The following is a 26,247-nucleotide window of genomic DNA, read 5'->3' on the forward strand; positions in this document are numbered from 1 at the left end:
GGTGGGAAAAATACAAGCGACACTGCGGTTCGCCGCCGCGCTCATGGTAGCCAGCGGTATGGTTGCCTTCTTACCGAGTACTACCGTATTGGCAACTACAAGTAATGCACCGCCTGTGGCAAATATAAATGGAACCAATTGGGTTCAATTATCCACGGCAGCACAGCTTGAGTACATCGATAACCATCAAACGAGCGACATTCAGACAGGATCAAGTACGACGTACCCGGAGGCCCACATTGAATTGATGAATACAATTGTTCTACCGAATGGGTATTCGTGGACTCCATTGGGAACTTCATCTAGTAATCCATTTGACGGCGTGTTTAACGGCAACGGATATGAAGTGAAGAATGTGTCCGTGACTGGACCGATTCCGGACGCTGGATTCTTTGGTGTTTCCAACGGAGTTGTGAAAAAGGTCGGCGTGGAGGGCACCTTTTCGACAAACGATGCAACTTCCAATGTCGGGGGACTCATGGGATTCCAGAATAGCGGTACCATCAGCGACAGCTATGCAACTGGGTCCGTGAGCGGAGGAGCCAATAATGGGGGTCTGGTGGGGTATCAGAATAGCGGTACCGTCAGCGACAGCTATGCAACCGGCTCCGTGAGCGGCGCAGCCAATAATGGGGGTCTGGTGGGGCACCAGGCAGGCGGTAGCATCAGCGACAGTCATGCGACTGGGTCTGTAAGTGGTAGTGGTAGTGACAATGGTGGTCTGGTGGGGATGGCAGATGGTACCATCAGCGACAGCTATGCAGCAGGGTTCGTGAGTGGTAGTGGTAGTGACAATGGTGGTCTGGTGGGGATGGCAGATGGTACCATCAGCGACAGCTATGCAGCAGGGTTCGTGAGTGGTGGTACTTACAATGGCGGTCTGGTGGGGCAACTGGCTGGTGGGGCAACTGCCACAATCAGCGACAGCTATGCAACCGGGTCCGTCGCGACCGGTGGCTCTACTAGCCTGAATGGCGGCCTGGTGGGGTATAAGTATAGCGGTACCATCAGTGAAAGCTACTTTGATAAAGATACGACAGGCATGTCGACTGGAGTGGGTGGGGCTAGTTCTTCGTCCGGTGTCCATGCTGAATCTACGACGAATATGCAAACACCCAGCACTTTTAGTAGCTGGAACACGTCTGACTGGGCGTTGCTCAATGGATACTACCCGTTGCTGAAGTGGCAGATAGGCACTACCATGTCGGTCACGCCGACGGTTGTAGGTGCTGGCGGAAAAGTCACCGTGACGGGATCAGTGTATTCGAACGCTGGTACGCCGTTATCCGGGATAAACGTCAACCTCACAGGAAACAGCAGCGGAACTTGGGCACTATCCCCCGTAAAAACAGGCGCAAACGGAGACTATACCGGAACTTGGACTGCGCCTAAGACAACGCAAAACGTGATAGTCACGGCAACTGTGCATGGGACAACTGTGCAGCAACACAACACGGTTCAGGTTCAGGCCTACACTGTTACCTATAATGGGAATGGTGCGACTGGAACTGTCCCAATGGACGGCAACACCTATAAGAGCGGTGATTCCGTCACGGTGGCGGGCGTGGGCAATATTATAAATACTGGAAACACATTTGCAGGATGGAACACGAAGGCCAATGGAAGCGGCACGAGTTATGCGGCGGGAAGCACGATGACAATAGGAAGCAGTAACGTGACCCTGTATGCCCAGTGGACGGCCAACACGCACTCCCTCAGTTACAATGGCAACGGCAATACGGGCGGCAGTGTGCCGAGCGGTTCCGATCTAGCCTATAACACGACTGTGACTATACCTAACAACACGGGTAACTTGGTGAGGACTGGCTACACGTTTGTAGGATGGAACACGAAGGCCAACGGAAGCGGTACAAGTTATGCGGCGGGAAGTACGTTAACGATAGGTACATCCAACATCACCTTGTATGCCAAGTGGACAGCAAATAAGTACACCGTGACATTCAACAGCAACGGTGGCAGTTCAATTAACTCAGAAGCTGTGGCGTACAACGGCATGGCAACGAAGCCGACAGATCCGACGAAGACAGGCTACACGTTTGCAGGTTGGTACAGCAATAGTAGATTAACTACACCGTCTACCTTCTCTACACCGGTGACAGGAAACGAAACCCTGTATGCCAAGTGGACGGCAAATAAGTACACCGTGACATATAAAGGTAACAGCAGCACAGGCGGCACAATGCCGACAGACAGCAACACCTATACGATTGGCATGAATGCTACAGTGCTTGGCGATGGAACTCTAGCCAAGACAGGCTACACCTTCTCAGGTTGGAACACGAAGGCAGATGGCACTGGGACAAGGTATGCATCAGGTAGTACGCTAGCTATGAATGCATCCAATGTAACGCTGTATGCTCAGTGGAGGGTTGCCCCGTCCATATCAATGTCCTCTACACTTCCAAATGTGCTTCAGGGGACACCATACGATCAGGAACTCCAAGGTACGGGGGGGCTGTCGCCATACACCTTTACCATAGCCAGTGGTTCTTTGCCAAACGGGTTGACACTGCAGTCAGATGGAAGTCTGGTTGGGACGCCACAACAGAGTGGAACCTTTCACTTCACCGTTCAAATCAAGGATCACGCAGGCACCACAACCACCAAGTCTGTGAGCCTGTATGTGATTCCGACGGCACCCAGAGGCTACCTGAAGACGGTAGATACAAAACAGGTGGTTGGAGGAAGTGGCGGGACCCTGATCACAAAAAGTGGGGATACCAGGGCGACGCTGATTGTAACCTCTGGGACCTTTGCAAACCCGCTACAAATGGACATTACCAGTGGTACAGTACCCGGCAACCTGATTCCAAAGGACTGGAACTTGGTAGAAGCATATGGGGTGAACTTTGATGGACAGTATACCCCGTCAAAACCGATGTCCTTTGCATTGCTGAATCAAGCTATCACGCCGCAGTCTAAGGTCTACAAGATAGTGAACGGGAAACTGATTCCGGTTACAGCCACAGTGACAAAGGGGAAAGCTGCTATTCCCTTTATAACAGATCCGGACTTCGTGGTGCTGCAGCCAAAGCCGGTACCACACGCTACAAAGCCTGTGACAGGGTTTCCTGCATTCTCGTGGGCTGCGGGAGGATTATTCAGTATCCTGACAGGTGGATTGGCACTGTGGTGGCAGAGGCGTAGAAAGAACCTGGAATAGAACTCGTTGCAAAGATATAGACATACAAAACATGAGATGAGGGCTCCTCTATATAGGGGACCCCCTCTATACTCGACGAGAATGGATGGGAACCAATCCTTCGCACCATCTGTCACGACCTTTGTCTACTCCGTCCCGAATCTAGACGCCAAGTGAATCGACATTGCCCTCTCCTCTGGCACTAGAAAGGCATATGGTGTCGAAACTTGTCTATATTCCTTCCCATCAAAAAACAGACTGCCAGGCAGCCTGTAGGGTACTCTTTATCTTTTCGTTCACTTTGCAACGGTTCCTTTAAACCATTGGACCGCCTGAGAACGCTTCCTTGCAGCAGCACCGTATTTCTGTTTAACAGAGTAACCTCTGTCAATTAATTCTCGAAACAATGTTTTCCGGGCTTCTAGGGGAAGTTCGTTGAGTTCAGCCATCGTTCCCGCCTCGACCAGAAACTTTACAACATCCTCAACTTCACTTGAGTCTGCCATCCATTCCTGAGTTTCATGCTCAAAGTGGTCAAAATATCTCCCTGCAATACTGGGTACTTCTTCTGAAGTTGGAAGGATAACAGAATCTCGAGCAGCTAGTCCCATGTTAAAAACCGGTTCAAACCATTCAGTAAAAAAGTCTTCTTCATTGGAAAAATTCAGAACATAGACCGTAGTAAATGTTCCTCCGGGTTTCAACACCCGATGAATTTCCTGGAGAGTTTTTCTTATATCGGTGAAATGTAAAAATAGCATCCCCACCACAGCATCAAAACTATTATCATGAAATGGTATGCTTTCTGCAGGGGCCTGCCGAAACTGTACATTCTTAGCACCAAAGCTAGAGAGCTTCACTTTCGCTCTTTCCAGCATGCCAACAGAGGGATCCGTAGCAATTACATTTCCATTATTCCCAACAACCTCATAGAGCCCGTCCTCCAATGTTAGGGAGCCAGTTCCGCACCCTAACTCAAGAACTTTTATTCCTGGTTTGATATCGCTCCACTCTATAAGCAATTTTCTTCTCTCATGAATGTTTGACACTATCCGCTCCAAAATTTTTTCGTAATCGTCCATATTTGTAAAGTTTGCAGCTCTAGTCAGTTGCTCACGCTGCATTATGTATCCGCATTTCTCTAAATCGTTCCGGCATTCTCTATAAAGCTCCTCGCCGACTGCGGTCAAACGGATGAGTCGCTGTCCATTTCTCACTATCTGCTCCATAAAACCATATTCAATAGCCGAGTTTAGCTCATGCCCCAAGGAGTAATCAATCCAGGGCCGATGCCATTTACCAGAAACAAATGTCTCTTCCGTAACTTCGCCATAGTACAACAAAAGCTGATTGTTTAAGTATGTTATGACTCTGGCATAAACGGATAATAAAGCAGTGCTTCCGCTATTCCCCAAATGGTCCCGTAACAATGAATTAGACACCGAAACCATTTCTTCAGTAATGATTAGCGTGCCAAGTCTCAGATAACTAAGATTAGCAGCGGTCGATAGTAATACTTCATAAAAGGCACGTTCACGAAACTCGGGCGTCAAATGTACATCTGTCCAAAAAACCTCTGAGTCCCTGCAACTAGCTGCTAAGTCTCTCGCATGCTGCTTCAATTGAAGCTTCAGTGTCTTACTCAAGCGTTCCTGTCCATCGTCTGTAGCTAACCAAGGAGCGATAACAATATCCTGTTTAGACATTTTCTGAAATCCATCGAAAATTCGATTGTATACATCTTGCTTAGTGCTATTTGACATAAAAGTCCCCCCACCCTAGTTTACAACTCGCAACCTTCAGAAAACTACATATGCAACATACAGTCTCTACAAACTCCTAAGCGCATGTCCTGTCCATTTGTCCGTTTGAATCCCGTTGTAAAAATTCGATACATGTCTTGTTGAGGCTGCTCTTGTTGACACCAAATACAGCAACACTTGGTCGTCATTTCTATCGCCTCTTATCAATGTACTTAAGGACCCCGCATTCCTATTACACCACACTTTCGTACAAACGTTAACTGTGGCTATGTATACCCGCTAACAGATGGCTCGTCTGGCATAGCCTATTTGTCATCGTCTGAATGAATCAAGCTCTACTTAGGAGACTTTGATTTTTCAGGGGACTTGCAATGGCGGAGGATTCTGGGTGGCTATGCTTTATGTCAACTACGGATGCCCATCAATGATATGCATGACACACACGTTTTCGCCAAAGGTTATCGAACTCCGTTCACTACCTTTTTCCGTCTGCCATTCGCTCTTGAAACACATGCAGCAGAGAACATTATCCATGTATAAGCCGCCGTGAAAAATTACTGAAAAATGTATTTATATAGTTACTGTTATTTAATTTGGGTAGATATATACAGGACTAAAGACCGATGTGTTTATGTCTATTCTATGACAATATTCAATGTATGATTCTAGGTATGAAGGGAGAAAATAACGATGGCCAGCATTACTCAAAAGCAACTTGACGACTTCAAGAATCTATTTCCTGATAATCCTCATATTCAGGCCCTAACCCTCGACGAAGTTCTCCGTAACACCAAGGGAAAGACTGTTGACTGGAATACGATCCAGTTCAATCAGCCAACTGCACAGCCTCTTGTAGCTCCCGCAGAGATATCACTCAGTGCCTGTGAGAAGCAGATTGGGTACGTAATTTTTGACATCGTTTGTTTGGGTGTAGGTGCAGTCGGCTTACGATCTGGGGTAAATGGTGGAACAGTTGAAGCTGTTGCCGGTGCTGCTGCTCCGGTCTTAAACAAAATTGAAGTCATCATTGCAAGAATGGGTGCTCCAGGTGCATCTACCACAGATCTAGCAAAGGGTGTTTTTGACATACTGTCGACCATTTGGACTGGTGGGTGCTTGGGAGCCGTATTTTCGGCATTCATGCAAAGTCTAACTTGGTGGGACATGGTCCTTTACGGTATAACAGGCACTGCGACGATCATTGCTGCTTGTGCGACAGATGGTGCGGCATTTGTTGCTGAGGTTGTAATTCTTCTAGCTACATTCGGCTGGCTTGTAACAGACTCGGTAAGAGCCTATCAAGTTTGCGGTATGTCACCTGAACCTGGAACAATGCCGGGACCAGATCCTCGCCCTGGTACTGACCCGTATCCCTTTGAGCCAGTAATAGCCATCCAAACGTATACCGGAAACTATTTAACGGTCGTCAATAATGGGGGACTTGGTAGAGGTGTTAGTGCCGCTATTGAAACGAACCGCCGGGAAATTGGAGCTTGGGAAAAGTTCACGCTTGAACCTCTTAATAACCAAGAAAGAACTTTTGCTATAAGAACTTCTAATGGCCACTATGTCACAGCAGTCAATGGCGGAGGGATGGGAGGCCCCAACGATGATAATTTTCCCATCCATACAGACGCCACCTCAATCGGTCCATGGGAAAAATTTCAAATTGTTCAAGAACCCGATGGAACATATACGTTCTGTACTTTCACCGGCTTCTACCTGACCGCAGTAAATGGGGGCGGTATGCAACAGAACGACAAGCCGATAAGCACCGATCGCACTGAGGTTAGGGAATGGGAGACTTTTACCATCGTAGACATCCCTCGCTAGGCAAGACACAGTAAACTGATCGAAACATACCGTATGTCAACAACCAGTATGCCTAAAGGCGTTTCACAAAGAGTTTACGCTATTTACCTTATTTCAGAATAGTATGCTGCCCAAAGGTCACTGAACTCTGTTCAGCGCCTTTGGGTTATCCTTCTGTACCGCCGGAAATTGTACGCACTTCTATATCTGCCCTTCGCCTGTGATTTGTACCAGAATACACCTGCTTGTGCTACAGACTTCAGAGGGTATACATGTGGAACCTTAAAAGCACCTGCCAAAATCAGGGGAATATGATCGATAGAAATCCGCCATTCTATGAAAATAGCCCAGGTGGCCGACAATGATCGGAATACATGGCCGATATTTACTGGAATGACTGGCCGAATGCACCTTGTTTATGGTGGGATTTTGACGGCAATAAGGGCTCTAGTCTAACAAGAGAACAGACAGGGAACTGTCAAAATACACATCAAATAGTATGTTTATAAGCGGGATTTTTAACATCGAAATATGCTGAGAATGATTGAAGAACATCAGTATCAATTTTGCTGTTCGCGGTCAATAGCCTATCAAACAACAGGGTCCAGGGTTTCCTGGGCCCATTTTGTCATGCAGCTACACATTAGTAGGAGGTGGTTGTGGTGTGGATGCAACTGGGGGCGTCCTGGGCTGTTCTACTGGTAGTTTTAACTGCGGCTAGTTGGGTAGATATTCGTACACAAAGGATTCCCAATCTCCTGCTGGTTGCAGGGGTTGTCGCGGGCCTTGTGCTGCGTGTTGGATTTGGGGGAGCACATGGGTTTCTTGAAGCACTATTAGGCTTTGGAATAGGGCTATTGGCCGGGTTACTCGGAGAACGGCTGCCTATTGGAATGGGGCGTTGGGGGATGGGAGACGCCAAGACACTGGCTGTGATGGGGGTTTGTTTGGGATGGTTTGGCGTCGTGATCACGGCCTTTGGCGCTGGCATCCTGTTAGCCGTCATCCGCCTGACGTCCCTGACCTTGCATAAGCCCATGCGAACATTGGCATTTGTGCCCGTGTTGGCGGTCTCTGCCTGCATCACCATGGGCGTGGAATTCGGGGTGTTTCAATGGCTGCGGATGTAGTCGTGTGGGGCATCTTCGCCTTCCTGGTGGGTGTGGCAATCCATGAGAGTGGCCATGCAGTGGCCCGAAGTTGGTTGGGCCTGCGTTTTTGTATCGAGCTGGGGCGGGGACCCTGTCTGCTGAAGTCCAAGTATCTCGTTTTGCGGTTACTCCCTGTGGGCGCACGAACAAGGGGAGAGAAACCTACTTCGGTGGCAGTCCCTCTTGCAGGCCCAGTCTTTCAACTGGCGTTCGCGCTGTACCTGCTGCTATGGAGTCCGTGGATAGCCCTCCTTGGTGGCTTGGGTGCACTGACGATATTGCCCTATCGCGTTCATGGACAAGCGTCAGACGGGTTACTGGCGTTACAGATTGTTTTGAAAGGAGCATAAAGCATGGTGAATTTGGAACGGAAGACCCCCATTCTGGCACTGGCCGTAGAGAATCCACCGGCAGAAGAATGGCTGCGTGGGGAGTTGGGCCAGTTCATGGAGGTGGCGCCCGAGGGAATACAGTCACCCGACGACATTCTTGGGGTCGACGTAGACCTGGTTCTGGTGGCCAGGCGGGCAACTGGTTCGGATGTAGGGATTGAAGCGTTTGGAGAGACGCTTGAGGCAGCAACAGCCGGTGGGACAGATGTGATTGCGATTGTTGGCAACCTGGATGAAGCAGGGCATGAGGCGGTGGAGGTGGCAAGAACGCATCACGCCTGGGCTGTGTTAACCAGTGATGGAGAGGGTGTTGGCGGAGAAGAAGTCTTGGAAAAGGTCGTGGCGTATTTCGATGACTGGGTGAACCGAAAGGCCAAATTACAACAGTCGAAAGTCAGGCTCCCGATGAAGGACACCCAGGGGAAACGCCGCAGTCCTTTGTTCGGCGGGAAACCCGCCATTCCGGACAATCACCTGATTGGGGTGACTTCGTCCGGGGCAGCCGGGGGCAGTTATTTTGCTTGGAACTTTGCCACGGCGTTGGCGCAGCAGGGAAATCCAGAAGTTCTGTTGATCAACGCAGAGGATACCACACTGGCCGCGTGGACCCATCTGAAGGAGACCCGCAGGACGGTGCTCAAAGGACAGGGAGAAGAAGCGAGGCACTTTGGTGTCAAAGTGGGGATTGCCACAGCCCCCATGTCAGAGGAGGAGTGGGTCCTGGCGGCCCGGATGAGTTTGTCGCAAACGGTCATTGTGGACCTGACGAAGATGTCCGAGCCGCCATTGGAACGGGTCGAAACCTGGATTGATGTGCGGGACTGTGACCCGGCGCACAATCAGCGCCTGGCTGTAGATGCCACGCCGCATTTCGTCGTCATGAACCGAGTGCCCGACGGATTGCCGATTCAGGCCGAAGATGTCCTGATGGCCCCGCCCAACCTGACGTTGGCCGACGCGCCAACGCAACAAGTGCTGTCGATCTGGACAGGGCGGCCTATGGTCGTAGACGAGGCCGACTTGGCCCAGCAGATGATGCATCTATACAGTGAACTATCCAAACAGCGGGAGGGACAACTGTGGAAAGACCAACGTTCATCGTAATTGACCCGAATTTGGAACGGGCGAGGGCCACGTGCGAGCTGCTGAGCCCCAAAGGAGACGCGTTCCCTACAGTTGAATTGAAAGGCGTCCTACGTATCCAGAAACAACAGGGGCATGTGGACGCTATTCTCCTGGATGTGGATGCCACGGAGGACTTGTCTGGGACTGTGGAACGGCTTCACCGGGTCTATCCTACGGCACTGCTGTACGTGACGGGGGAACGGATCCCGGTGAGTTTATGGGGGCCGCTCGTCGAGCTGGGTGTACGGGATTTGGTGTCCCATCCCTTGACGGCACGTAGAATCGCACAACTGGTGGGCTTTGACTTTGAATCGATAAAGCAGGAGGTTGCGCCGCATCCACAAGGGATCCCGGATACAGCCATGTCTGCCGTTGCTGCACGAAGACAATTGGATCACAAACCCACGTATTCCCGTGTTATCTGCGTGACCAGTCCGAAGGGCGGCGAGGGACGAACCACCCTCGTGACGCATTTAGCCAATCATTATGCGAAGCATGGCCCAGTGGTCATTATTGATGCGGATGCGCAGGGGGATATCGCCAATGCATTCCGATTGGATGTCTCCCATACCATCGTTGAAATGGACAATGTGAAATCTGAGAAAGCCTATCTGGATACGCTTCTGGCGATGGACAAAGAAACCGGCATTCGAATCCTTCCGAGCCCCGTAGGGGAACGGATGAATCATATCTCCCGCAAGCAGCTGGAGCGGGCCATCCTAGAGTACCGTCGTTTCTACCCGGTCATCCTGATTGATTTACCGCAAGGCTTCTTGCCCCTGCATCGGACAGCACTGGACTTTGCCACACAGTACATTTGTGTGGTGACCCCGGATACAAAACGCTATCAGCGTGTTGAGGAGTATGTCCGGAAGTTGCGAACAGAAGGGGGAGAGCCTGGTGTGTCCCCTGTGGAATTTGTGCTGAACTATAACAAACCCTATAGCAAGATAGAGGACCGGCCTGTACGTGCCTTGTTACAAGGGTATAAGGTAACCGGTTTGCCCTACGACAGAAGCCTCATGCAACGGATTGTCGGCAAAAAACTGTTTAAGGCCTGCAAGGTCCTGGAGGATGAGCAGGTCGATGTCGTCTCTCACGTCGTGCAACAAAGGAAGAAGTGGAGGGGGAAACGTGCATAAGACAACAGGTGTTTTCATCGGGATCATCGGTGTGGTGGGTCTTGGCACCGGCATCTTGGCGCAGAGAGAGGTCTTCAATGCAAAGCATCTTACACCCGTGGTCGTGGCAGTTCGAAATGTATCTCCGTATCAAAAAATCACCCGTGCAGATGTACGGATAGAGAATCGTGCCCTCGTGAACTTGAACACGCATCCAGAGACCAAGACAACAAGCGTGATCGGGCAGTACACCCGTACGGGGCTGGTTGCAGGAGAGATGGTCTTTCCAGGGACGGTATCGCACAAGTCAGTCTTTATGAGTCTATCTGCCAATGAACGAGCTGTCGCCATTGCGCTCAATAATTCTGGATTTAGCATCCAAGACCTTCGACCAGGCATGCATGTAGACCTGGTAGGTGCGACGCAAGGGGCTCACAGTGGTACAAGTGGCGGCATCATTGCTTCTGACGTCCGGATTCTGCAAGTGGTCACAGCGAATTCTACCGCGCCGAACAAGATTATCGTCGCTGTGCCAGTAAGTGATGCGACGGCTGCCTCACAGGCCGCCATAGATGGAAATGTACGTGTGGATGTCGTACCGAAAGGGTAGGGGAGAGGTGGCATCTATCATAATTATCTAAAAATAAGAATATGTGGTATTCTAAGTGTGAGAAATAGTAAATTTCAATAGGGGGCATATTGTCATGAGGCGTTGGAATGGGGTAGCGGTGGTATTGGGGATTGTAGGTCTGATATCCGGGTGTGGCACGCACGTAGCATCCAGCCAGGCAAAAAATAATGTGGCGTCACATACGCCTGTCCGTGCCGTGACAAACACTGCTGGTATGCTGAAGACTGCAGACCAGTATCTGCACGGTACGATGTATTCCACACTCAACAATGCCACATCTCCATCTCATACAAAGGGATCGACGACGAAGTCTACACCGAGCAAATCACCAAACAGGCCGTCCTCTTCGAAATCTACTGGTAAGCATACGTCAAAGACAATCACAACTGGGTCAACACAAGCGAAAACGAGCAGCTCGTCCAGTTCGAGTCATTATAGCAGCGGCACAAGTACTGCAACGACCAAATCGACGTCACCGTCTTCAAGCGGGTCCAAGACAGCTACGTCGACACAGAGTACCAGTTCGAGTGCGTCCAATCATACAACATCATCGTCGGGAACGAAGACCACGACGAAGAGTACCAGTGGGGGAAGTACGTCAAAGACCAGTTCAACGCCAACGAACACGAAGCCCAAGACTTCCGGTGAAGATGTGTGGGCTACGAATTATCTTAACAAGATGTACCAATACGATACGTATAACAGTGGCCCGAATGTCTCCTACATGAACTCTCTGACAGCAGAGTTGGCGAAAGGACAAGTTTCTGCCTCGACAGTGAAAAAGGACTTGGACGGACTCAAACCATGGAAAGCTACTATTGAAGGTATTAATCAAATGTGGCAGGTAAGTTACGTCCAGACCTGGACTAAGAATTTTTCAACTATGCCCTCTTCAACAATACCTATGAATAATTTGATTTCAACGACTATCCCTGGACAGTCAAACCAGGCAGATTATTTTCGCCTTTACGTCTGGTACAACGCAGACACGAAACTTTACACCATGGATATGCTTCAGGTCGGATTCGAACCCCCAAAAGTAAACATCGGCACTTCCAACTAAAGAAGGTGAGTAACTTGAAGTGGTCTCGGGTTATGCTCAGCATATTGAGCCTACCTATATCGGTCGTGGTTTTGAGTACAATGCATCCGACTATCGCACGAGCAGCCACTCAGACGGTCAAAGTGGATGTTGGGACACTTTACAAGAGCATGACTTATAAGAGTTCTACCACCGATACGTACTCAGGTAGTCAATGGGGGCAATATTCGTCTACTTACAGCTACGACAAAACCGGCTATCAAGGGACACTCCATGCCACAACCGTAACGCTGGTTCCGAAAAACAAGATTACCAATCGCAGTACAACACTCGCGCACACCATAGAAAAGGGACCATATTACTCAGGCACGGATGCGAATTTCCCTAACTCGTATTCCGAAACGTACACTGACTCCGCTTCAGGTGTAACTAAGACGTATAGCTTGCAACGATCCGGTTCTCCTTACAAAGTCGCGGGTTCACAAAGTGAACAAACCTCTAAGTCATGGGGCGCAACGGGTAAAATCGGGAGCATTGTTATGGGGAGCAATGGATATCCGGTGGAACTGAGCAAGTTCGGCTACCCAATTATCGGCTGGATGTCGAATAGTTACTATGATTATCCTGGTGACGGTGGTGGACCTTACTATTTTCGCAGTAATCCGCAGTGGGTACATGATTACTATGGACCCAACGGCTCACCCAACTACTATGGTAAGTGGCCTGACAGTACACAAGGTTGGACTGCTATAAGTGAGACGTGGGCAGATTTCTTTCCCCAAAGCGCCAATAACTGGCCGAATGTAACCACATATGTCTATCACGATGGTCATTGGCGTCGTTGGTGGGTTTCTGACACAGGTATTTATAACGCGTACCGCAAAGGACTCAACATCGTGTACGAGCGGCCCAACTGGACTTGGGGTCAGAAATACTCGAGTACAGTATCCTTACCAAACATTTCGACGCAGTGGGAAGTCTATGTGACGTATTCTGGAACAGTGAATCCGATTACGCATGTGAGTGCTTCGCCACCTGTTGTCTACACGAACCAAACGTCGAAGGTCACCGGGACTGTGCCCGGTCCGATTGGTTCCAATCAGCGGCTCTTGATTTACGATCTTTCTTCAAGGCAAAACGTAGCGTATGGAGGCTGGGGCAGCGGCAAGGTGACAGCCAACGTTCGTTATGAAAGTGGACAATCTCACCAGTACGAGGTTTACGTGACCAACAGCGCCGGTCACTGGATAAGTGGCGGGAACAGGATTTGGGTGACGTGGATATGGCCTAAAATCACAGTAACAGCTTCACCGACCAGTTTGCTCACCAATCAATCTACGACGCTTACCGCTTCGGTTCCATCTGGAACGCTCCCGCCTACGGACAAGCTTACGATCTGGGATACGACAAGCGGCGGTAACGTGATTGGATGGAGTCAAGAAGGTGTGAGCAGCTTTTCGGGTCAAGTTACACAGACTACGCCAACTAGACAAACGTACGAGGCATTTATCACCAATAGGCATGGAAATTGGCTCTCTGGTGGGACCACATGGAATGGCGGCGGCACCGAGGCTACGGTCTCCTGGCAGTGGCCGTCCGAATCCATCAGCGCCTATCCGAAAACATTGACGGTAGACCATCATGCAACCCTGACCGCGAGTGTCCAGAGTGGGACACTCAGTTCCGGAGAACGACTGGAGATAGTGGACAAAACGACCGGTGGCCACGTGGCTTATGGTGGCTGGGACGTCACGACGATGACAGCCAGTGTCGCGGAATCGAGACCGACGACACAAGTGTATGAAGTGTTTATCGACGGCAGTCAGGGGCATCTTGCAGGTGGCCATGCTACCGCAGCTGTCACCTGGAACTGGCCGAGTCCAACGGTGCAGCTGAGTGCCTCTCCAACGTCACTACCGGTCGGGGCGAAAACGAGATTAGAGGCGGTTGGCGTGAATATTCCAACACAAGCTAAGCTCATCATCAGGAATGTTTCATCCAACAAAACCCTGGGCACCTATACCGCGCAGGACTTCACGTGGTCAAAGGTGCTGCCCGAGTCGGATAGCAAAAGAACGCCGCAGACTGATAGGTATATCGCGCAGGTGGTATCCTCCAGCGGCAAAGTTCTCACGCAAAGTAGCACGGTCACCGTGACCTGGACAAAGGACACAGGTGCGGCCACTGCGCCATTGAACCTCGTGCTACATGCAACGGGTATTCCACAATATATAGATCAGGGAAAGAGTTATGTTCAAAAGTTTGATGTGTCCAATGATGGGGCTGTACCGGTAGATACCGTACTTCGATTCCAGTATCAAGGCATGAAGTCCAAACAGGTACAAGACGGAGACATGAAGATTTGGAAAAACACACCTGTGACTGCGACACATGACTATCCGGTTGTCCTTGGCGCACATGATGCGACACAGTTGACAGTGACTGTACCAGCCGGTACAGATTACATCTCTACGAGTTTGAACGCAGCTGGGTTGCCGAAGTGGGAACCGGACCCGAACTATAAGATATTCTGGACGGCCTATGTGAACCCGGCACACAATCCGGTAGAAACGACATATGCGGATAACGTGGTGCAAATATCGGTGCCTACCAATCCGGCAGAACGAAATGCACCGGAACCCGTTCCCTATGTCATTTCCAATCCGCCTGGAGAAACCATGTTTGGGGAAAAGCACTTCTATAATCCGAACTGGGTCTACAAAGGTGGACAGTGGCACTACATTGGTCCTGGTCCGGCCAAATGGGTGACGGGAAAAGCAAAGTTTAATCCGGGCAATCCGTAAGAGTCGTGAGGGAGCCATGCTATAGTTCTGAACGAATTACCTTAGAGAGATGTAAACATAAACCCTTGGCTCCTTCATGGAGTAGCGTGTATACCTAGTTTCTAATTTGAGTGTCGAGATAGTTCAGTCATGGATAAACATAAACATTGATGAATTCTACAAAATGGACGCGCAACGATTCCGTGTCACGTGCTGTCAAATGGAAATGTGGGACTGGAAACCCTAGTGCCGTGTTCTCTTACAGTTCAAATTGCCGAATATAAGACAATCGATAGCGTCCAAAAATGGTGAAAATCATGTCTCACAGTTTAGTCACACATTATTTTTTCAGGATGAAGATTTAGTGAGAATTATCAAAGAACTGGAGTTTTTAACTTCAACATTTGATTCTCCGAATTTTTTAAGAATATACTTCTTTTGACTTGGCGTTAATTTTGCTACATTAATTTCGTCCTTCCCAGTTGTAACATCTGGGCCATGACTAACTAAGTGAATGCCTCTTGAAGATAATATTTTTGCGCTTTGTGAAACCGTATGGTCAATTGTTAGAAGCTGTTTCTTGTTATGGGGCGTCTTTCTAAAAGTGAATAGTTTAGAATTAGCCCCATGTCTTATGACTTTTTCAGCTTTTTTGCTTAGTTTTGTCAAATAAACGTTAATATGTTTTCCGTTATTCGTTAAGACCACACCGCCATAAAGATTAGGAAATTGAGTCTTTCCTATGTCAGCAGATTTATGCACGGTTACATCAAGATCATAATGCCTTTCTTTTGAAGAGGGTATTGCAATTGAATTAGCATTTGAATAGAACTTCGGGTTTGTTCCCTTAGAAGAGCTTTTTGTCATGTTATTTGTTGATTCATGTACCGAATTCGCCCTGTTTTGATTAAAATGTGTAATTGCAAGATATCCGCTACCCGCTATAAACAAGAAGGATATACCAGTGAGAATACCAGTATATACAAATCCAAATTGATTAAATTTAAACATATGTGAAGTCTCCTTAAAGTTACGATAATGCTTTTTTCCAAACAGAAAAAGTATGTTCTCCCACGAGTTTAACTCGACGACTATGCATTGTAAAAACAAGAGTTGGAAAACCAGTTATCAATTTCTTGTTCTCTTTCAAGGCATAGTAAACCTTAAATCCGGTTATCCCCAGCATCTTGAATTCTTTTTTAGAAGTGGCTACAGCCTCCTTTAAGGATGTATTTTTGGGGAAGCCTGTACTCACAATAACAGGAGGATTCTTTAGTTTGCTCTGTCCAGATGACAGTAGAAGTAAAGTCCTTTGACAATGTGGACACCAGTATGCTTCAAATAAAATTGGTTGGGTTTTATTGAATGTTATAGGATTTCCGTTTTTATTTACGATAGTCATACTATGTAATTCTGTTGGAGTTATTGACTTGACGTCAAAACTGGAATCAGGTGTCGTTTTTTCCTTGTTTAATAAATTTTGTACTTTTAACGCAGGCTGTTGAGATGAACACCCTGTAAGTAACAAACTTCCCAAGACAACCATTAGTAATATTCTTCTCATTTTACACCATCTCTTAGACATTTATTGTGTTCTACACAGGGAGAGGTGTACCTCTTCCCTGTGTAGAATCACTATACTCAGGTATTAATTGAAACTCCAAAATAGTTGAGAATGTTATTTATATTTTCATAATACAAATTGGTATAACATTGCCTGTTATTTGGATAGTTAGTACATGTGGTAGATCCGGATCCCGCAGAAACTGTTCCCACCGCATAAAGATAGGACCCTATCCATCGAAATACGGGACCACCACTATCCCCTGCCCCGTTTGCTATACCACCACTTGTATTGCTTGCTTCGACTTCATGCGTAAAAGTATATTTCCCGTTGTCGGGGTAAATTGTCATGTCTGCATTTTGGACCACTAACCCACATAGCTCTCCATCGAACGCCCCACTTTGGCAAACTTGATCTCCTACTACAACCGAACTCGTACCACTGACAGCATCTCTAACAGGATTAGAAGAGCTTCCTGACCAAATAAGCTTACTACTTCCCCCAGATGCAGAAATCAAGGCAGAATCAATCTCATTGGAGGTACCGTTTCCACTGACTGATCCCATATAACTAAACGATCCAAGACCTAATGTCATTGCACCATTATATACACTTGTTCCAGTGGAGTAACAGTGTCCAGCTGTCAGTAAAAATGCTTGAGTTGTTGTATGAACACCGAATCCATCCGTACAATCTCCGGTACTATCATCGGTTATAAAATCCCCCCCATTCCAAGGTGCAGAATCACTTGAGCGACTTGCAGTCAAGTGTGGAATAGAGGATGTACCAACACTGTTGACTTCAACATTTGATTTCCCGAATTTCTTAAGAATATACTTCTTTTGACTTGGGGTTAAATTTGCTACGTTAATTTCTTCCTTCCCAGTCTTGATATCTGGTCCATTACTGACTAAATGAATGCCTTTCGAAAATAACGTCTTTGCATTTTGTGAAACCGTATGGTGAATTTGTAGAAGTTGTTTTTTACTGTGAGGCGTCTTTATAAAGGTGAAGAGCTTAGACTTGGCCCCATGTCGTATAGCTTTTTCAGCATTTTTACTCAATTTTGTTAAATAAACGTTAATGTGTTTTCCATTATTCGTTAAGACCACACCGCCATAAAGATTAGGGAATTGAGTCTTTCCTATATCACCAGATTTATAAACACTTACATCAAGAGCATCATGTCCTCCTTTCGGAATATTCGAAGCTTGACGACTACTCGCCATTACAGGACTAGAAGCAAATAAAATCCCTCCTAGAAGTCCCACACTGCCGACTAAGGTAAAAAGTAATCTACGCATTAATGGTTACCTCCCTATTTAAAATACACTCATAAGTAGTATTCTTTGTAAATGTTCTATATCCTTCAAATTTTTACTTAATTATTCAATGTTAATGATCTCGGGAATTGAGATGCAGGGGAGTAAATCCATATCTAGAAGCTAATTGAGAGAACAGGTGTAGCGCTATATAAGTTACGGACGTAAACGTGATCTGCTCAGATATAGATTACTTATAAAAGAATATAATTCTATGAAAGTTAAGGTACTAATGAACATGAAAGATATGGCACACCAAAAGCACACGGCATGAATTATAAGTAACTCCGTTAATGTTAAATAAGTCGAAAAAGAGAAAGCTATGAAAATAAGAAGCGTATATGTTAAATTCAAGAATCTATTTTTTGAAGAAAGCTGAGTCAAGAATAATACAATATACCCAATTATTCCTATAAACGCAACGGGAATACCGAAAAAATCAGAATAGTGGCTCATATTCACTGTATCGCAACCATGTGTTGGACAAAAACTCATTCTTTCAAGATGATACTTGTAAAGCAGAAGATAACAAGAGTCAATGAACCCGGAAATCAACAAGGTGTTCTTAAGCACTCGCATCATTTGGTATTTCACACCTTAAAAAAGACATACGTAGCATAAATGTAATCTTCTACCTTGTTAGAGGGTACTATATATATTTAAATTACGCAAAAATCCAAATCTATTCAAATAAATAAACCTATATAATATCTGGAAATTGTGATGATGGGCGCAATAAGACGTGCCTACGAGGATTCGGAAGATCGGGACTAAGGAAATATTCTTGATGTTAATTTCGACCAGTAATGCAAAATGGATATCTCCTGAAATGATCAAGGCAATTTGCCTTCCATGTAATCCACGTGATGAAAAGTGTTTATTAGCCATGATCTTCGTTAGCATATAACTTTGTGAAAGTGTCGGTGTATGCCAAGAGAGACTTTCCACATCTGCGAACAGATTACCTGAGCCCTTAGCGAGGCGCCATAGGCTGTGAGCATCTTGATGTCGTGACTCAGGTTATCAGGGGACAGGATTGTATAGAGGTAAGACACTGAATGAGTGGTCGCCTAGGTAGTGGGACAGTACATGGTGAACACATGAGCGGTCCTGTTGGCTCGGAAGTGCGTCTGGGCCTTTTTGTCATGCGCTGCGCCATAGATGGGAGGAGGGTTGTCATGAAGAGATATCTCCAGCGCATTTGGCAGGAGGAGGCAGGCAACAGCCTTGTTGGGGACATGGCCTTTGCCCCCTATGCCGTCTCTATTTTTCTCATGGCTGTGTTTGTCACCGTGATCATCTGTTACGTCGTCTGGGCCAACTTTGTATTCGCGGTCGCTGTGTGGGACGGGGCACAGGCAGAATCACGGAGTCCTGGAATCGGTTCAACCATTGTCATGCAAACGGTGAAAGATGCAGGAATCAGCACTGCACCCAGTGTCAGCGTGAATGATCACGATGGGGACCAGGTGGATGTGTCCGCAACACTACAATTGCCCATTCCGGACTTAGGTGTGTTTTCACAGTATGGATTCCACCCGTCCTTGACACTCACCAAAGCATATCTTGCGCCGAGGTGGTGGACATGAAGTTTGGGCTCCTCGCGATGTTGTACAGCCTGTTGATGGCGGTCGTTATGTCCCTTGTTTTCCTGACCCTGGGGCAGTTGTACATCATCCGTCAAGATGCATCTGCTGCGACGACCGATGCGGCGCTTACTGCGGCTGCAGCCATCCTGCAAAGTGGCGGCACGTATGTCCTTGACCCTACACCGGCCGTGAATGCGGGTAAGACTGCCTATGCGAGGGTCTGGCAGATGCAGCATCTGCACGGGCTTACCACAGTAGGTCCAGTCAAGATGACAGTGGACGCGGACCATGTGAGCGCCACGGGTGCCGTGACATTTACGCCTCTTCCATTGTGGCCGCTGAAAAAACTATTCCCACAGGTGAATTTTGACACCGTCACACTGACCCGTACAGGAACGGCCAACATCCATCAACCCGCATAAAGGAGGGTGTCCAGTGAGTCAACCAAGTTGGGATACATTGGAGGCTTTACAGTTTCAGGAGTATGAGGAATCTCAAAAGGAACTGGCCGTTGAAGAGGTCTCCCAGGCAGAGGGAGGAACCGATCTGGGTCAACTGGCAACGTATCAGCAAGAACTGATTGACCGGCTCCTGCAGGAGCCGCCAAGTGAACGAACGCGGATTGAACAGCAGACCTTGCTCCATCAGGTGATTTCCGAAACATCCATACCGGGGCCTGTACACTTTGACGTCATTGAATCGGTCCTGGACGATATGTACGGATACGGCCCGGTTCAGGAACTGTACGACCGGCTGTCTGTCACGGACATTCAGATTTTCGTCCCTTTAGCAGATACGGAGGCACATCGGATTCAGTACGTGGAGAATGGGGTACGAAAGGCATTCTCGGGCCGGTTTCGAGACAAAACCCACGCCATTAACTGGCTCAACAACAAGTTAGCACGCATCGGACAGCGATTTGACCCGGCCTCCATGACGGTGGACGGGGCCATGCCGGACGGCTCTCGCATCCATGCGGTCTACGGACCTTCCGGGTACTCTACCTGGGATTCTGAGGCGGGGTTCCGACTGGTCCGGTGTCTCGTTATCTCCATTCGCCGATTCGGTAAACTGTTCACCCCAACGGACCTGACCAATTCTGGAGACGTGACAGCCCGGCCCACACTCTACAGCGCGACAGAATACGGGTTCCAGATGCCGGAGAAATGGTTCGTGCACCAGGACGCCTCGGTAGATATCGCCACCATGGAGTACTTTCGCATCATCATGGAGATGGGCATCAACTTTCTCATTGCTGGCGGGACGGGCGCAGGAAAAACCACCTTTGGGAATGCGCTCACCACCTATCTGCCAGCGCACGTAGTGACGCTCATTATCGAGGAATCGCCGGAATTGCAGGCCATGGTGCCACACGCCATTCGGCTCTATGAAGACCGCCCCAATTACGTGGGCAGCAGAGTTGGATTCAGTCTCCAGGATGCCCTCAAGGCAGCGCTGCGCATGTTTCCAGACCGGATTTTTATTGCGGAGCTGCGAGATCAACTGGCCTATTTGTATTTGCGCGCTATCCAGAGTGGGCACGACGGCTCCTTTACCACCATCCATGCTTCCAATTGTGCCGCTGCACTCCGGCAGCTCATGACCTATGCCAAGTCCCATCCAGACAAGCCTACGGAGGAATACCTGACCACCGTCATGAGGGAGCGTCTCGGCATGGTGTTTCACCTCAGTTTGGATAAGAAAGCGAAGGCACAAGGGCTTGCTACGGCCCAGTACGTGGATGAAGTGGTGGAAATTCTGCCGGGCAATCAAGGCGTGGAGACCCATACGGTGATGCGGTATGAACGCGGGATCGATGAGGCGGGGCAGCCCCGTGGGTATTTCCACTGGATGGGGCCGAGTTCCCACTTTCTATTACAGATGACGGAACTCGGATTTGAGATTCCCGCATCATGGAGGTGACGTTGTGACGTTTCTTGGTATTGTTCTCATCACCTTTCTGTTGGGGATGACCCTTTGGGTCAGGTCCAGACATCGGCTTCATCAACAAAGTATGATGCTGCCCGGTTACCGGCGTACGTTTCGGCAAAAGCAGTCTCTGACGGTGAAATGGGGACGTGGAGTCCGGAACTGGTTGAAACATCTGGGCGGGACCTCCTGGATGTTGACGGGACTCGGTACAGTGTTGGGCGCCGCACTGGGATATATGGGGTTTCAGTCCTTTACAGTGGGCGCACTCGTTGGATTGTGCACCCCGCTGTTCGTGACCTTGTGGCTGAAGAAATACCTGGAGAAAGAGTATCTCCAGCAGGTGAAAGATACCTTGAGATTTCTCGAATCCTCTTTTTCTAGTGGCGGGCAAATGGAGGATGCACTCCCGGAGATGCTCAATCGGTCGCAAGGTCGCATGCGACGTGAAGTGGAAGTGGCGGTGGCCCTTCAGCGAAATGGGACACCGATGAGAGACATCCTCATCCATTGGAACGAGATGACACTGGAACCGCATCTGGCGTTTGCGCTCCGGTCCATTGCAGATGTTCTGAAAGACGCAGGAGATCTCGTCACGGTGGTGTCTGAATCCATCACAGAGATGCAACGGGATGAGCAGTTTCGGGAAGCCCTGCAGGTGGTAACCCGTAATTCGTGGGTGAATCTTAGCCTGGTTCTGAGTTTCCCTGTCATCTCCTTCTTGCTGTTTCACCATGTCGTCCTCACAGAACTCCAAGAGATGCCGTGGCTGACGGCAGTCCTTGGCGCTGGCGTACTTGGGTTTGGGTCCATTTTCACCTGGTTCATCTATGTTTCCAGGGTATAGAAAAGAGCAGCGGTACGATGTCAAGGCCCTAAGGTGACATAATATTTGTCGAATTGCTACTACGTTGGACGTGGTGCCAAAATTAGCAATACTCAACTAAGCCCACCCTACCTAGATTTTTAAAATATGGTGAAAAACCTAGGAACTGGTGGATAGAGGTCGATCGCGGTAAGTTTATGCGCGTTGTCGGACCCCTCCTTCCGGAGTGTAAAGTCGGTTGGTCTTTAGCAGATAGAAGACCACTCGCATCAGTTTCCGGGCTGTAAGCGCAAGGGTACGTCCCTCGGCAAATTCCTTTGGCTCCGCTCTCTTCTTGGCATAGTACTCGGCGAAAACAGGGTCGTGCACCCGGACACTGTTTGCCGCTTCAACCATGTAGTACTTGAGGTAGCGGTTGCCAGAATGAATCAGTCGAGTTCGGTTGGCTGTGAATTTCCCGGACTGGTGAACGGTCCAAGCGAGCCCGGCGTGTTTAGCGGCTTCCGCGTGGCTCTTAAACTGGCTTACATCCAGCTCAGCTACAATGCCGGAAGCAAGAATGGGACCGATACCGGGAATGGAATCAAGGGTTTGCGGGATCGTCGCCAAGTGGTCCTCAATTCCTTTGCGTAGTGCCTTCAGTTGCTCTTGTACCGTTCGAATCACGCGAATACTAGAAGCCATTGCGAGATTGACCGAGTCCGACATCGACTGGGGTAGCCGGTACGAGGAGCGAGCAGCCTTCTGTAGCACTTTAGCAACGACCTCAGGATTTTCGAATCGGTTCTTGCCATGTGCCACAAGGAATTCAATGAGACGCTCAAGGGGCATCTCACAGAGTTCCTCAACGGATTCGAATTCCTCCATGACAGCAATGGAAGTTGCCGAGAGCTTGTTTCTCTTAAAGGGACCTGTGCTGCTGTAGTCACTGAACTTGAGATACAAGTTCGTCATGAGGAAGTTGCTCTCTCTAGACAGATCCTGCATCAGGTGGTAGCGGGCTCGCGTCAAGCGCTGCAACGCCATGAGCGGCTCGCTCCAGGTAAAGGGATGCGGGAGAAGGCCTGTCCGAAGCTTAGCTGCGATAAACCAGGCATCTACTCTATCGTTCTTGGGGGCACTCAGGTAATGGGATTTCTTAAACTCCCTGATAAGACTGGGGTTAAAGACGTAGACCCTACGCTGAACACCAAAGTCCAAATGACGTTGCAGATACATGGCGGCATGGGTTGAGTAGCATCCAGTATGTTCGAGACCAAAGAGAATCTCTTCAGCCTGTTTCTGTTTTGCCAGCTTGGAGATACGATCCTGAAACTCTAAAATCCCAGGACGATTGTTGGTAACGGTGAATCGACTCACAGGTCGTTTCTCATCGTCCTGTGTTAAGCAGCAAACCACGTTCTCTTGGCTGCCTACATCAATTCCGACAAACAAGGAGGAAGTCAATATAATCACCTCCTTCAGGTTGGGATGCAGATGCCTGCGACCTCGGGATGACCCTGGGAAACCCATGAACGACAGCCTTGCGAGCTATTGGAATACACCAGACGTCATCGGTGCACGAGCCTCCTTCTGCTGGCAGGAGGGATGACGGACCGGGAAACAGTCAGCGTGTAGGTCTATTCCATGGGGCCAGGGGAACAATCTTTCCTCGGAAGACACCCTCAGATGAGGGGCAACGGGAGGGATAGGAACATTCCCTTGGTAGACACCTACGGCTATTTTCCCAAGATCAGCCCGAGGTCGTAAACACTCACTTTGTCACAGAAAGGTCTATCAACATTTGATTAGGTTTTCAAGGAACAGAAATTTAATAGAGCAACTACATTATGGTTTTACGTAAACCAATTCAGCAGCTGTTCTTAATATACAAGGAGGGGTACAACATGATTGGACTGGGTGTGAGTATCGTCGTGATGTGCTTTGGCTTGGGGGTGCTGTATTATGCCTTCCCGGATGTGGGGGTTGCCTGGTACAAGCTTCAAGGAGGACGCAGCAAGGCAGCGCAACAAAACAGAAAGCGCGTGTACAAGGGGCTGGTTCGCATGATGGAGGCCGGGATCCCCTATCCCCTGTTGCACCGATTGAACCATATGGTCCGGATGGCAGGGAGGCCCTATGGGTTGGAGGCCCCCGACTGGGTGCTGGTGGAACTGGGGGTCATCCTGGTGACCTGGCCGCCCCTGATGCTTCGCGGGAGTCGCTTCAGTGGACTGTTGCTCTCCATCGCCTTCATGGCATTGCCTTGGTTGCTGCTGCGTTCCAAGGCGAAGCAGCGGCGGCTGGATGCACAGACGCAAATTCGGGCCATGAAGCGCATGTTTCGGATGAAGTTACTCGATGGCGCACACATTCCCGACGCCCTGCAATCGGTAGGCGATGCAGCCATTGGCGAATTTGGGGACACATTTCGCAAACATCTGACTCGGTTGGACCAAAGCATGAAAATTGCCATGCAGGGACTGAGAGATGAATACGGCATTCCGGAATTGGATGTGTTTGCCCTGGCGTTGGAACTGGGAGAAGAGAAGACGTCTCAAGAACTGTTGAAGGAGTTGAACCGACAGATTGACGACGAGTACAAACACATCCAAAACTACCTGGAAGCCAGAATGAGTCGCCTGAAGATGGCGCAAGGGGGGGCCATCTTTCTCTTGGTCCTTGTCGTGGTCGGCGTTATGATGACCTTTGCCGTCGCTGGGACACTGCACATGATTGGAAAGGGAGGATTACTCGGATGAGAAACAGGATTCGCAAGTGGGTGCTGAAATCTGTCAATGACGAAGTGTATTCGGGGGAGGCTGTCGACACGGTGTGGTTTATCGTGGGCGGCATTCTGGTGGTGGCCCTGGCCTACGTGGTATGGCCCATCATTCAGAACTATGCATCCCAGTTTTTGACGCTGCTGTGGACAAAAATAACAGGGTTACTTTCATAGGGGGGCGTGAACATGGCCGTACTGGGTATTGATTTGGGATATGGGTTTACCAAAGGGGTCGTCACAGGTTCAGAGGAGAAATTTCTCTGTCAATCCCTGATTGGATCGAGTTTGGAGCGCGTGCTCTCTGGCGGTCTGTTTGGTACGAATCATCCAGATGACATCCAGGTGGATATTGAACGCGGCGGCACATCCGACTCTTACTTCATCGGAGAGCTGGCTAGAAGAGAATCGACGGATGTCACCTATACCATGGATGAAAACAAAATTGACCATCCTCTGACACAGGTATTGCTGTGCGCAGCCAGCGCGGTGCTGTGGCCAGGAAAGGACGCAGGGCCGGTGCATCTGGTCACGGGTCTGCCCATGAGTCATTACAAGACACAAAAGGCGAAGCTGGAGGAGAACCTGAGAAAGTTGGATGCCAAGGTGCGGATTCCGGGCAAAAATACGGGCTGGGTCCCTGTGAAGTTTGACCGAGTCACCGTCTTCATGCAGGGGTATGGGGCCGCGTACGCAGCAGTGCTGGATGAGAACGGGAAGCCGAGAGATAAGGAGGTCCTGCAAAGTGGTGGACTGGTGGTCGTGATTGAGTCTGGCCACAAGACCACAGATGTCGTGACCTTTGAAACGAAGCCAAAGTTTCGCCCAGTCGATCACCTGTCCTTCAGCCTGAACCTGGGCGGGGACAACTTGGCCCAGACCATGCTGCGTGTGTTTCAGGAGAAAGCCGGTGCCCAGTGTCCTGCGTCGGTGCAGGACCAATGGACGTATGAGGGGCAGCTTTGGTACGACGGGAAAGAAGTGAATGCCAAACGGGAATTGGACCAGGCGCGGGAACGGCTGGGGCAAACCATCATGGACCGGATTCGTGCCCGGTTTGGGGACAACGCAGGTCGGGTCAGTACCGTGTTCCTGGCAGGGCGCAACGCGCCTTTGGTCGAGCAGCCCTGCAAAAGTACGTGGAACAATGTGAGGGTGGTCGACAACCCCCAATTCGCCAACGCAGAAGGGTATCGGATTGTGGGAGAAATGCTGGAACGAAAAGCAACTGCCAGGTCTCAGGACAAAATTCGGATAGCGTGAGAAAGGAGAG

General features: G+C 49.2%; 22 protein-coding genes. 16 read left to right on the forward strand and 6 right to left on the reverse strand.

What is annotated here, in order from left to right; genetic code table 11:
- Position 1: 1 nt before the first annotated feature.
- The gene (locus GI364_RS03285; protein ID WP_198852296.1) at positions 2–3,184 is read left to right on the forward strand and encodes an InlB B-repeat-containing protein; all 3,183 of its coding nucleotides are present in this window, start codon (positions 2–4) and stop codon (positions 3,182–3,184) included.
- A gap of 275 nt (positions 3,185–3,459) precedes the next feature.
- Here the strand turns inward: GI364_RS03285 and GI364_RS03290 are convergent, their stop codons facing one another.
- Positions 3,460–4,926: a class I SAM-dependent methyltransferase gene (locus tag GI364_RS03290; protein ID WP_198852297.1), complete on the reverse strand. Its 1,467-nt coding sequence runs from the start codon at positions 4,924–4,926 to the stop codon at positions 3,460–3,462.
- A 690-nt stretch (positions 4,927–5,616) separates the two neighbouring features.
- On the opposite strand from GI364_RS03290, the gene GI364_RS03295 reads away from it, so the two are divergent.
- The 8 genes from GI364_RS03295 (at position 5,617) to GI364_RS03330 (ending at position 15,004) form a co-directional block, all read left to right on the forward strand.
- Positions 5,617–6,759 (forward strand): fascin domain-containing protein, encoded by a 1,143-nt coding sequence (locus GI364_RS03295; RefSeq protein WP_198852298.1) that lies wholly within the window; start codon positions 5,617–5,619, stop codon positions 6,757–6,759.
- Between the two features lie 647 nt (positions 6,760–7,406).
- The gene (locus tag GI364_RS03300) at positions 7,407–7,868 is read left to right on the forward strand and encodes a prepilin peptidase (RefSeq protein WP_233096135.1); all 462 of its coding nucleotides are present in this window, start codon (positions 7,407–7,409) and stop codon (positions 7,866–7,868) included.
- Entirely contained in the window at positions 7,853–8,239 is a 387-nt protein-coding gene (locus tag GI364_RS03305; RefSeq protein WP_198852300.1) for a zinc metalloprotease, read from the forward strand. Before GI364_RS03300 ends, GI364_RS03305 begins: the two co-directional genes overlap by 16 nt.
- Before the next feature lie 3 nt (positions 8,240–8,242).
- The gene (locus tag GI364_RS03310; protein ID WP_198852301.1) at positions 8,243–9,385 is read left to right on the forward strand and encodes a hypothetical protein; all 1,143 of its coding nucleotides are present in this window, start codon (positions 8,243–8,245) and stop codon (positions 9,383–9,385) included.
- Positions 9,361–10,548: a CpaE/TadZ family protein gene (locus tag GI364_RS03315; protein ID WP_198852302.1), complete on the forward strand. Its 1,188-nt coding sequence runs from the start codon at positions 9,361–9,363 to the stop codon at positions 10,546–10,548. Before GI364_RS03310 ends, GI364_RS03315 begins: the two co-directional genes overlap by 25 nt.
- Positions 10,541–11,137 (forward strand): SAF domain-containing protein, encoded by a 597-nt coding sequence (locus GI364_RS03320; protein WP_198852303.1) that lies wholly within the window; start codon positions 10,541–10,543, stop codon positions 11,135–11,137. The genes GI364_RS03315 and GI364_RS03320 overlap by 8 nt, the downstream gene beginning before the upstream one ends.
- 94 nt (positions 11,138–11,231) lie before the next feature.
- A complete protein-coding gene (locus GI364_RS03325; RefSeq protein ID WP_198852304.1) occupies positions 11,232–12,221 on the forward strand; it encodes a hypothetical protein in 990 nt (329 codons plus the stop codon).
- A gap of 14 nt (positions 12,222–12,235) precedes the next feature.
- Positions 12,236–15,004, forward strand: coding sequence for a hypothetical protein (locus tag GI364_RS03330; RefSeq protein WP_198852305.1), 2,769 nt, complete (start codon positions 12,236–12,238; stop codon positions 15,002–15,004).
- A gap of 327 nt (positions 15,005–15,331) precedes the next feature.
- On the opposite strand, the gene GI364_RS03335 is transcribed toward GI364_RS03330, so the two are convergent.
- The 4 genes from GI364_RS03335 to GI364_RS25295 all read right to left on the reverse strand — a co-directional run bounded on the left by GI364_RS03335 (position 15,332) and on the right by GI364_RS25295 (position 18,451).
- Positions 15,332–15,994: a hypothetical protein gene (locus GI364_RS03335; protein WP_198852306.1), complete on the reverse strand. Its 663-nt coding sequence runs from the start codon at positions 15,992–15,994 to the stop codon at positions 15,332–15,334.
- A 19-nt stretch (positions 15,995–16,013) separates the two neighbouring features.
- Entirely contained in the window at positions 16,014–16,547 is a 534-nt protein-coding gene (locus GI364_RS03340) for a hypothetical protein (protein WP_198852307.1), read from the reverse strand.
- 77 nt (positions 16,548–16,624) lie between these two features.
- Positions 16,625–17,851 carry a S1 family peptidase gene (locus GI364_RS03345; RefSeq protein WP_198852308.1) on the reverse strand — a complete coding sequence of 409 codons (1,227 nt, stop codon included), beginning with the start codon at positions 17,849–17,851 and terminating at the stop codon, positions 16,625–16,627.
- Positions 17,852–18,025: 174 nt separating this feature from the next.
- Positions 18,026–18,451, reverse strand: coding sequence for a vitamin K epoxide reductase family protein (locus tag GI364_RS25295; protein WP_198852309.1), 426 nt, complete (start codon positions 18,449–18,451; stop codon positions 18,026–18,028).
- A 596-nt stretch (positions 18,452–19,047) separates the two neighbouring features.
- On the opposite strand from GI364_RS25295, the gene GI364_RS03355 reads away from it, so the two are divergent.
- Genes GI364_RS03355 through GI364_RS03370 form a run of 4 tightly spaced genes read left to right on the forward strand, consistent with a single transcriptional unit; the run spans position 19,048 to position 22,234 of the window.
- Positions 19,048–19,458 carry a hypothetical protein gene (locus GI364_RS03355; protein WP_198852310.1) on the forward strand — a complete coding sequence of 137 codons (411 nt, stop codon included), beginning with the start codon at positions 19,048–19,050 and terminating at the stop codon, positions 19,456–19,458.
- Positions 19,455–19,880: a hypothetical protein gene (locus tag GI364_RS03360; protein WP_198852311.1), complete on the forward strand. Its 426-nt coding sequence runs from the start codon at positions 19,455–19,457 to the stop codon at positions 19,878–19,880. The genes GI364_RS03355 and GI364_RS03360 overlap by 4 nt, the downstream gene beginning before the upstream one ends.
- Positions 19,881–19,893: 13 nt before the next feature.
- Complete coding sequence (locus tag GI364_RS03365; RefSeq protein WP_198852312.1) at positions 19,894–21,381, forward strand: ATPase, T2SS/T4P/T4SS family; 1,488 nt, start codon at positions 19,894–19,896, stop codon at positions 21,379–21,381.
- 4 nt (positions 21,382–21,385) lie between these two features.
- Positions 21,386–22,234, forward strand: coding sequence for a type II secretion system F family protein (locus GI364_RS03370; RefSeq protein ID WP_198852313.1), 849 nt, complete (start codon positions 21,386–21,388; stop codon positions 22,232–22,234).
- 174 nt (positions 22,235–22,408) lie between these two features.
- On the opposite strand, the gene GI364_RS03375 is transcribed toward GI364_RS03370, so the two are convergent.
- Positions 22,409–23,659: an IS110 family RNA-guided transposase gene (locus GI364_RS03375; RefSeq protein WP_198849677.1), complete on the reverse strand. Its 1,251-nt coding sequence runs from the start codon at positions 23,657–23,659 to the stop codon at positions 22,409–22,411.
- Between the two features lie 440 nt (positions 23,660–24,099).
- On the opposite strand from GI364_RS03375, the gene GI364_RS03380 reads away from it, so the two are divergent.
- The 3 genes from GI364_RS03380 to GI364_RS03390 are packed head-to-tail and all read left to right on the forward strand — an operon-like array spanning position 24,100 to position 26,237.
- The gene (locus GI364_RS03380) at positions 24,100–24,954 is read left to right on the forward strand and encodes a type II secretion system F family protein (protein WP_198852314.1); all 855 of its coding nucleotides are present in this window, start codon (positions 24,100–24,102) and stop codon (positions 24,952–24,954) included.
- Positions 24,951–25,151 (forward strand): hypothetical protein, encoded by a 201-nt coding sequence (locus tag GI364_RS03385; RefSeq protein ID WP_198852315.1) that lies wholly within the window; start codon positions 24,951–24,953, stop codon positions 25,149–25,151. Before GI364_RS03380 ends, GI364_RS03385 begins: the two co-directional genes overlap by 4 nt.
- Positions 25,152–25,163: 12 nt before the next feature.
- The gene (locus GI364_RS03390) at positions 25,164–26,237 is read left to right on the forward strand and encodes a ParM/StbA family protein (protein ID WP_198852316.1); all 1,074 of its coding nucleotides are present in this window, start codon (positions 25,164–25,166) and stop codon (positions 26,235–26,237) included.
- Positions 26,238–26,247 lie beyond the last annotated feature (10 nt).

The sequence above is a fragment of the Alicyclobacillus sp. SO9 genome (genome assembly GCF_016406125.1).
In the GTDB taxonomy this organism is placed as follows: domain Bacteria; phylum Bacillota; class Bacilli; order Alicyclobacillales; family Alicyclobacillaceae; genus SO9.

Excerpts from the sequence above, each read along its gene's own strand:
- GI364_RS03290 (WP_198852297.1), bottom strand. The coding sequence starts at position 4,926 with ATGTCAAATAGCACTAAGCAAGATGTATACAATCGAATTTTCGATGGA.
- GI364_RS03295 (WP_198852298.1), top strand. The coding sequence starts at position 5,617 with ATGGCCAGCATTACTCAAAAGCAACTTGACGACTTCAAGAATCTATTT.
- GI364_RS03300 (WP_233096135.1), top strand. The coding sequence starts at position 7,407 with ATGCAACTGGGGGCGTCCTGGGCTGTTCTACTGGTAGTTTTAACTGCG.
- GI364_RS03305 (WP_198852300.1), top strand. The coding sequence starts at position 7,853 with ATGGCTGCGGATGTAGTCGTGTGGGGCATCTTCGCCTTCCTGGTGGGT.
- GI364_RS03310 (WP_198852301.1), top strand. The coding sequence starts at position 8,243 with ATGGTGAATTTGGAACGGAAGACCCCCATTCTGGCACTGGCCGTAGAG.
- GI364_RS03325 (WP_198852304.1), top strand. The coding sequence starts at position 11,232 with ATGAGGCGTTGGAATGGGGTAGCGGTGGTATTGGGGATTGTAGGTCTG.
- GI364_RS03335 (WP_198852306.1), bottom strand. The coding sequence starts at position 15,994 with ATGTTTAAATTTAATCAATTTGGATTTGTATATACTGGTATTCTCACT.
- GI364_RS03340 (WP_198852307.1), bottom strand. The coding sequence starts at position 16,547 with ATGAGAAGAATATTACTAATGGTTGTCTTGGGAAGTTTGTTACTTACA.
- GI364_RS03345 (WP_198852308.1), bottom strand. The coding sequence starts at position 17,851 with ATGCGTAGATTACTTTTTACCTTAGTCGGCAGTGTGGGACTTCTAGGA.
- GI364_RS25295 (WP_198852309.1), bottom strand. The coding sequence starts at position 18,451 with ATGATGCGAGTGCTTAAGAACACCTTGTTGATTTCCGGGTTCATTGAC.
- GI364_RS03355 (WP_198852310.1), top strand. The coding sequence starts at position 19,048 with ATGAAGAGATATCTCCAGCGCATTTGGCAGGAGGAGGCAGGCAACAGC.
- GI364_RS03360 (WP_198852311.1), top strand. The coding sequence starts at position 19,455 with ATGAAGTTTGGGCTCCTCGCGATGTTGTACAGCCTGTTGATGGCGGTC.
- GI364_RS03380 (WP_198852314.1), top strand. The coding sequence starts at position 24,100 with ATGATTGGACTGGGTGTGAGTATCGTCGTGATGTGCTTTGGCTTGGGG.
- GI364_RS03385 (WP_198852315.1), top strand. The coding sequence starts at position 24,951 with ATGAGAAACAGGATTCGCAAGTGGGTGCTGAAATCTGTCAATGACGAA.
- GI364_RS03390 (WP_198852316.1), top strand. The coding sequence starts at position 25,164 with ATGGCCGTACTGGGTATTGATTTGGGATATGGGTTTACCAAAGGGGTC.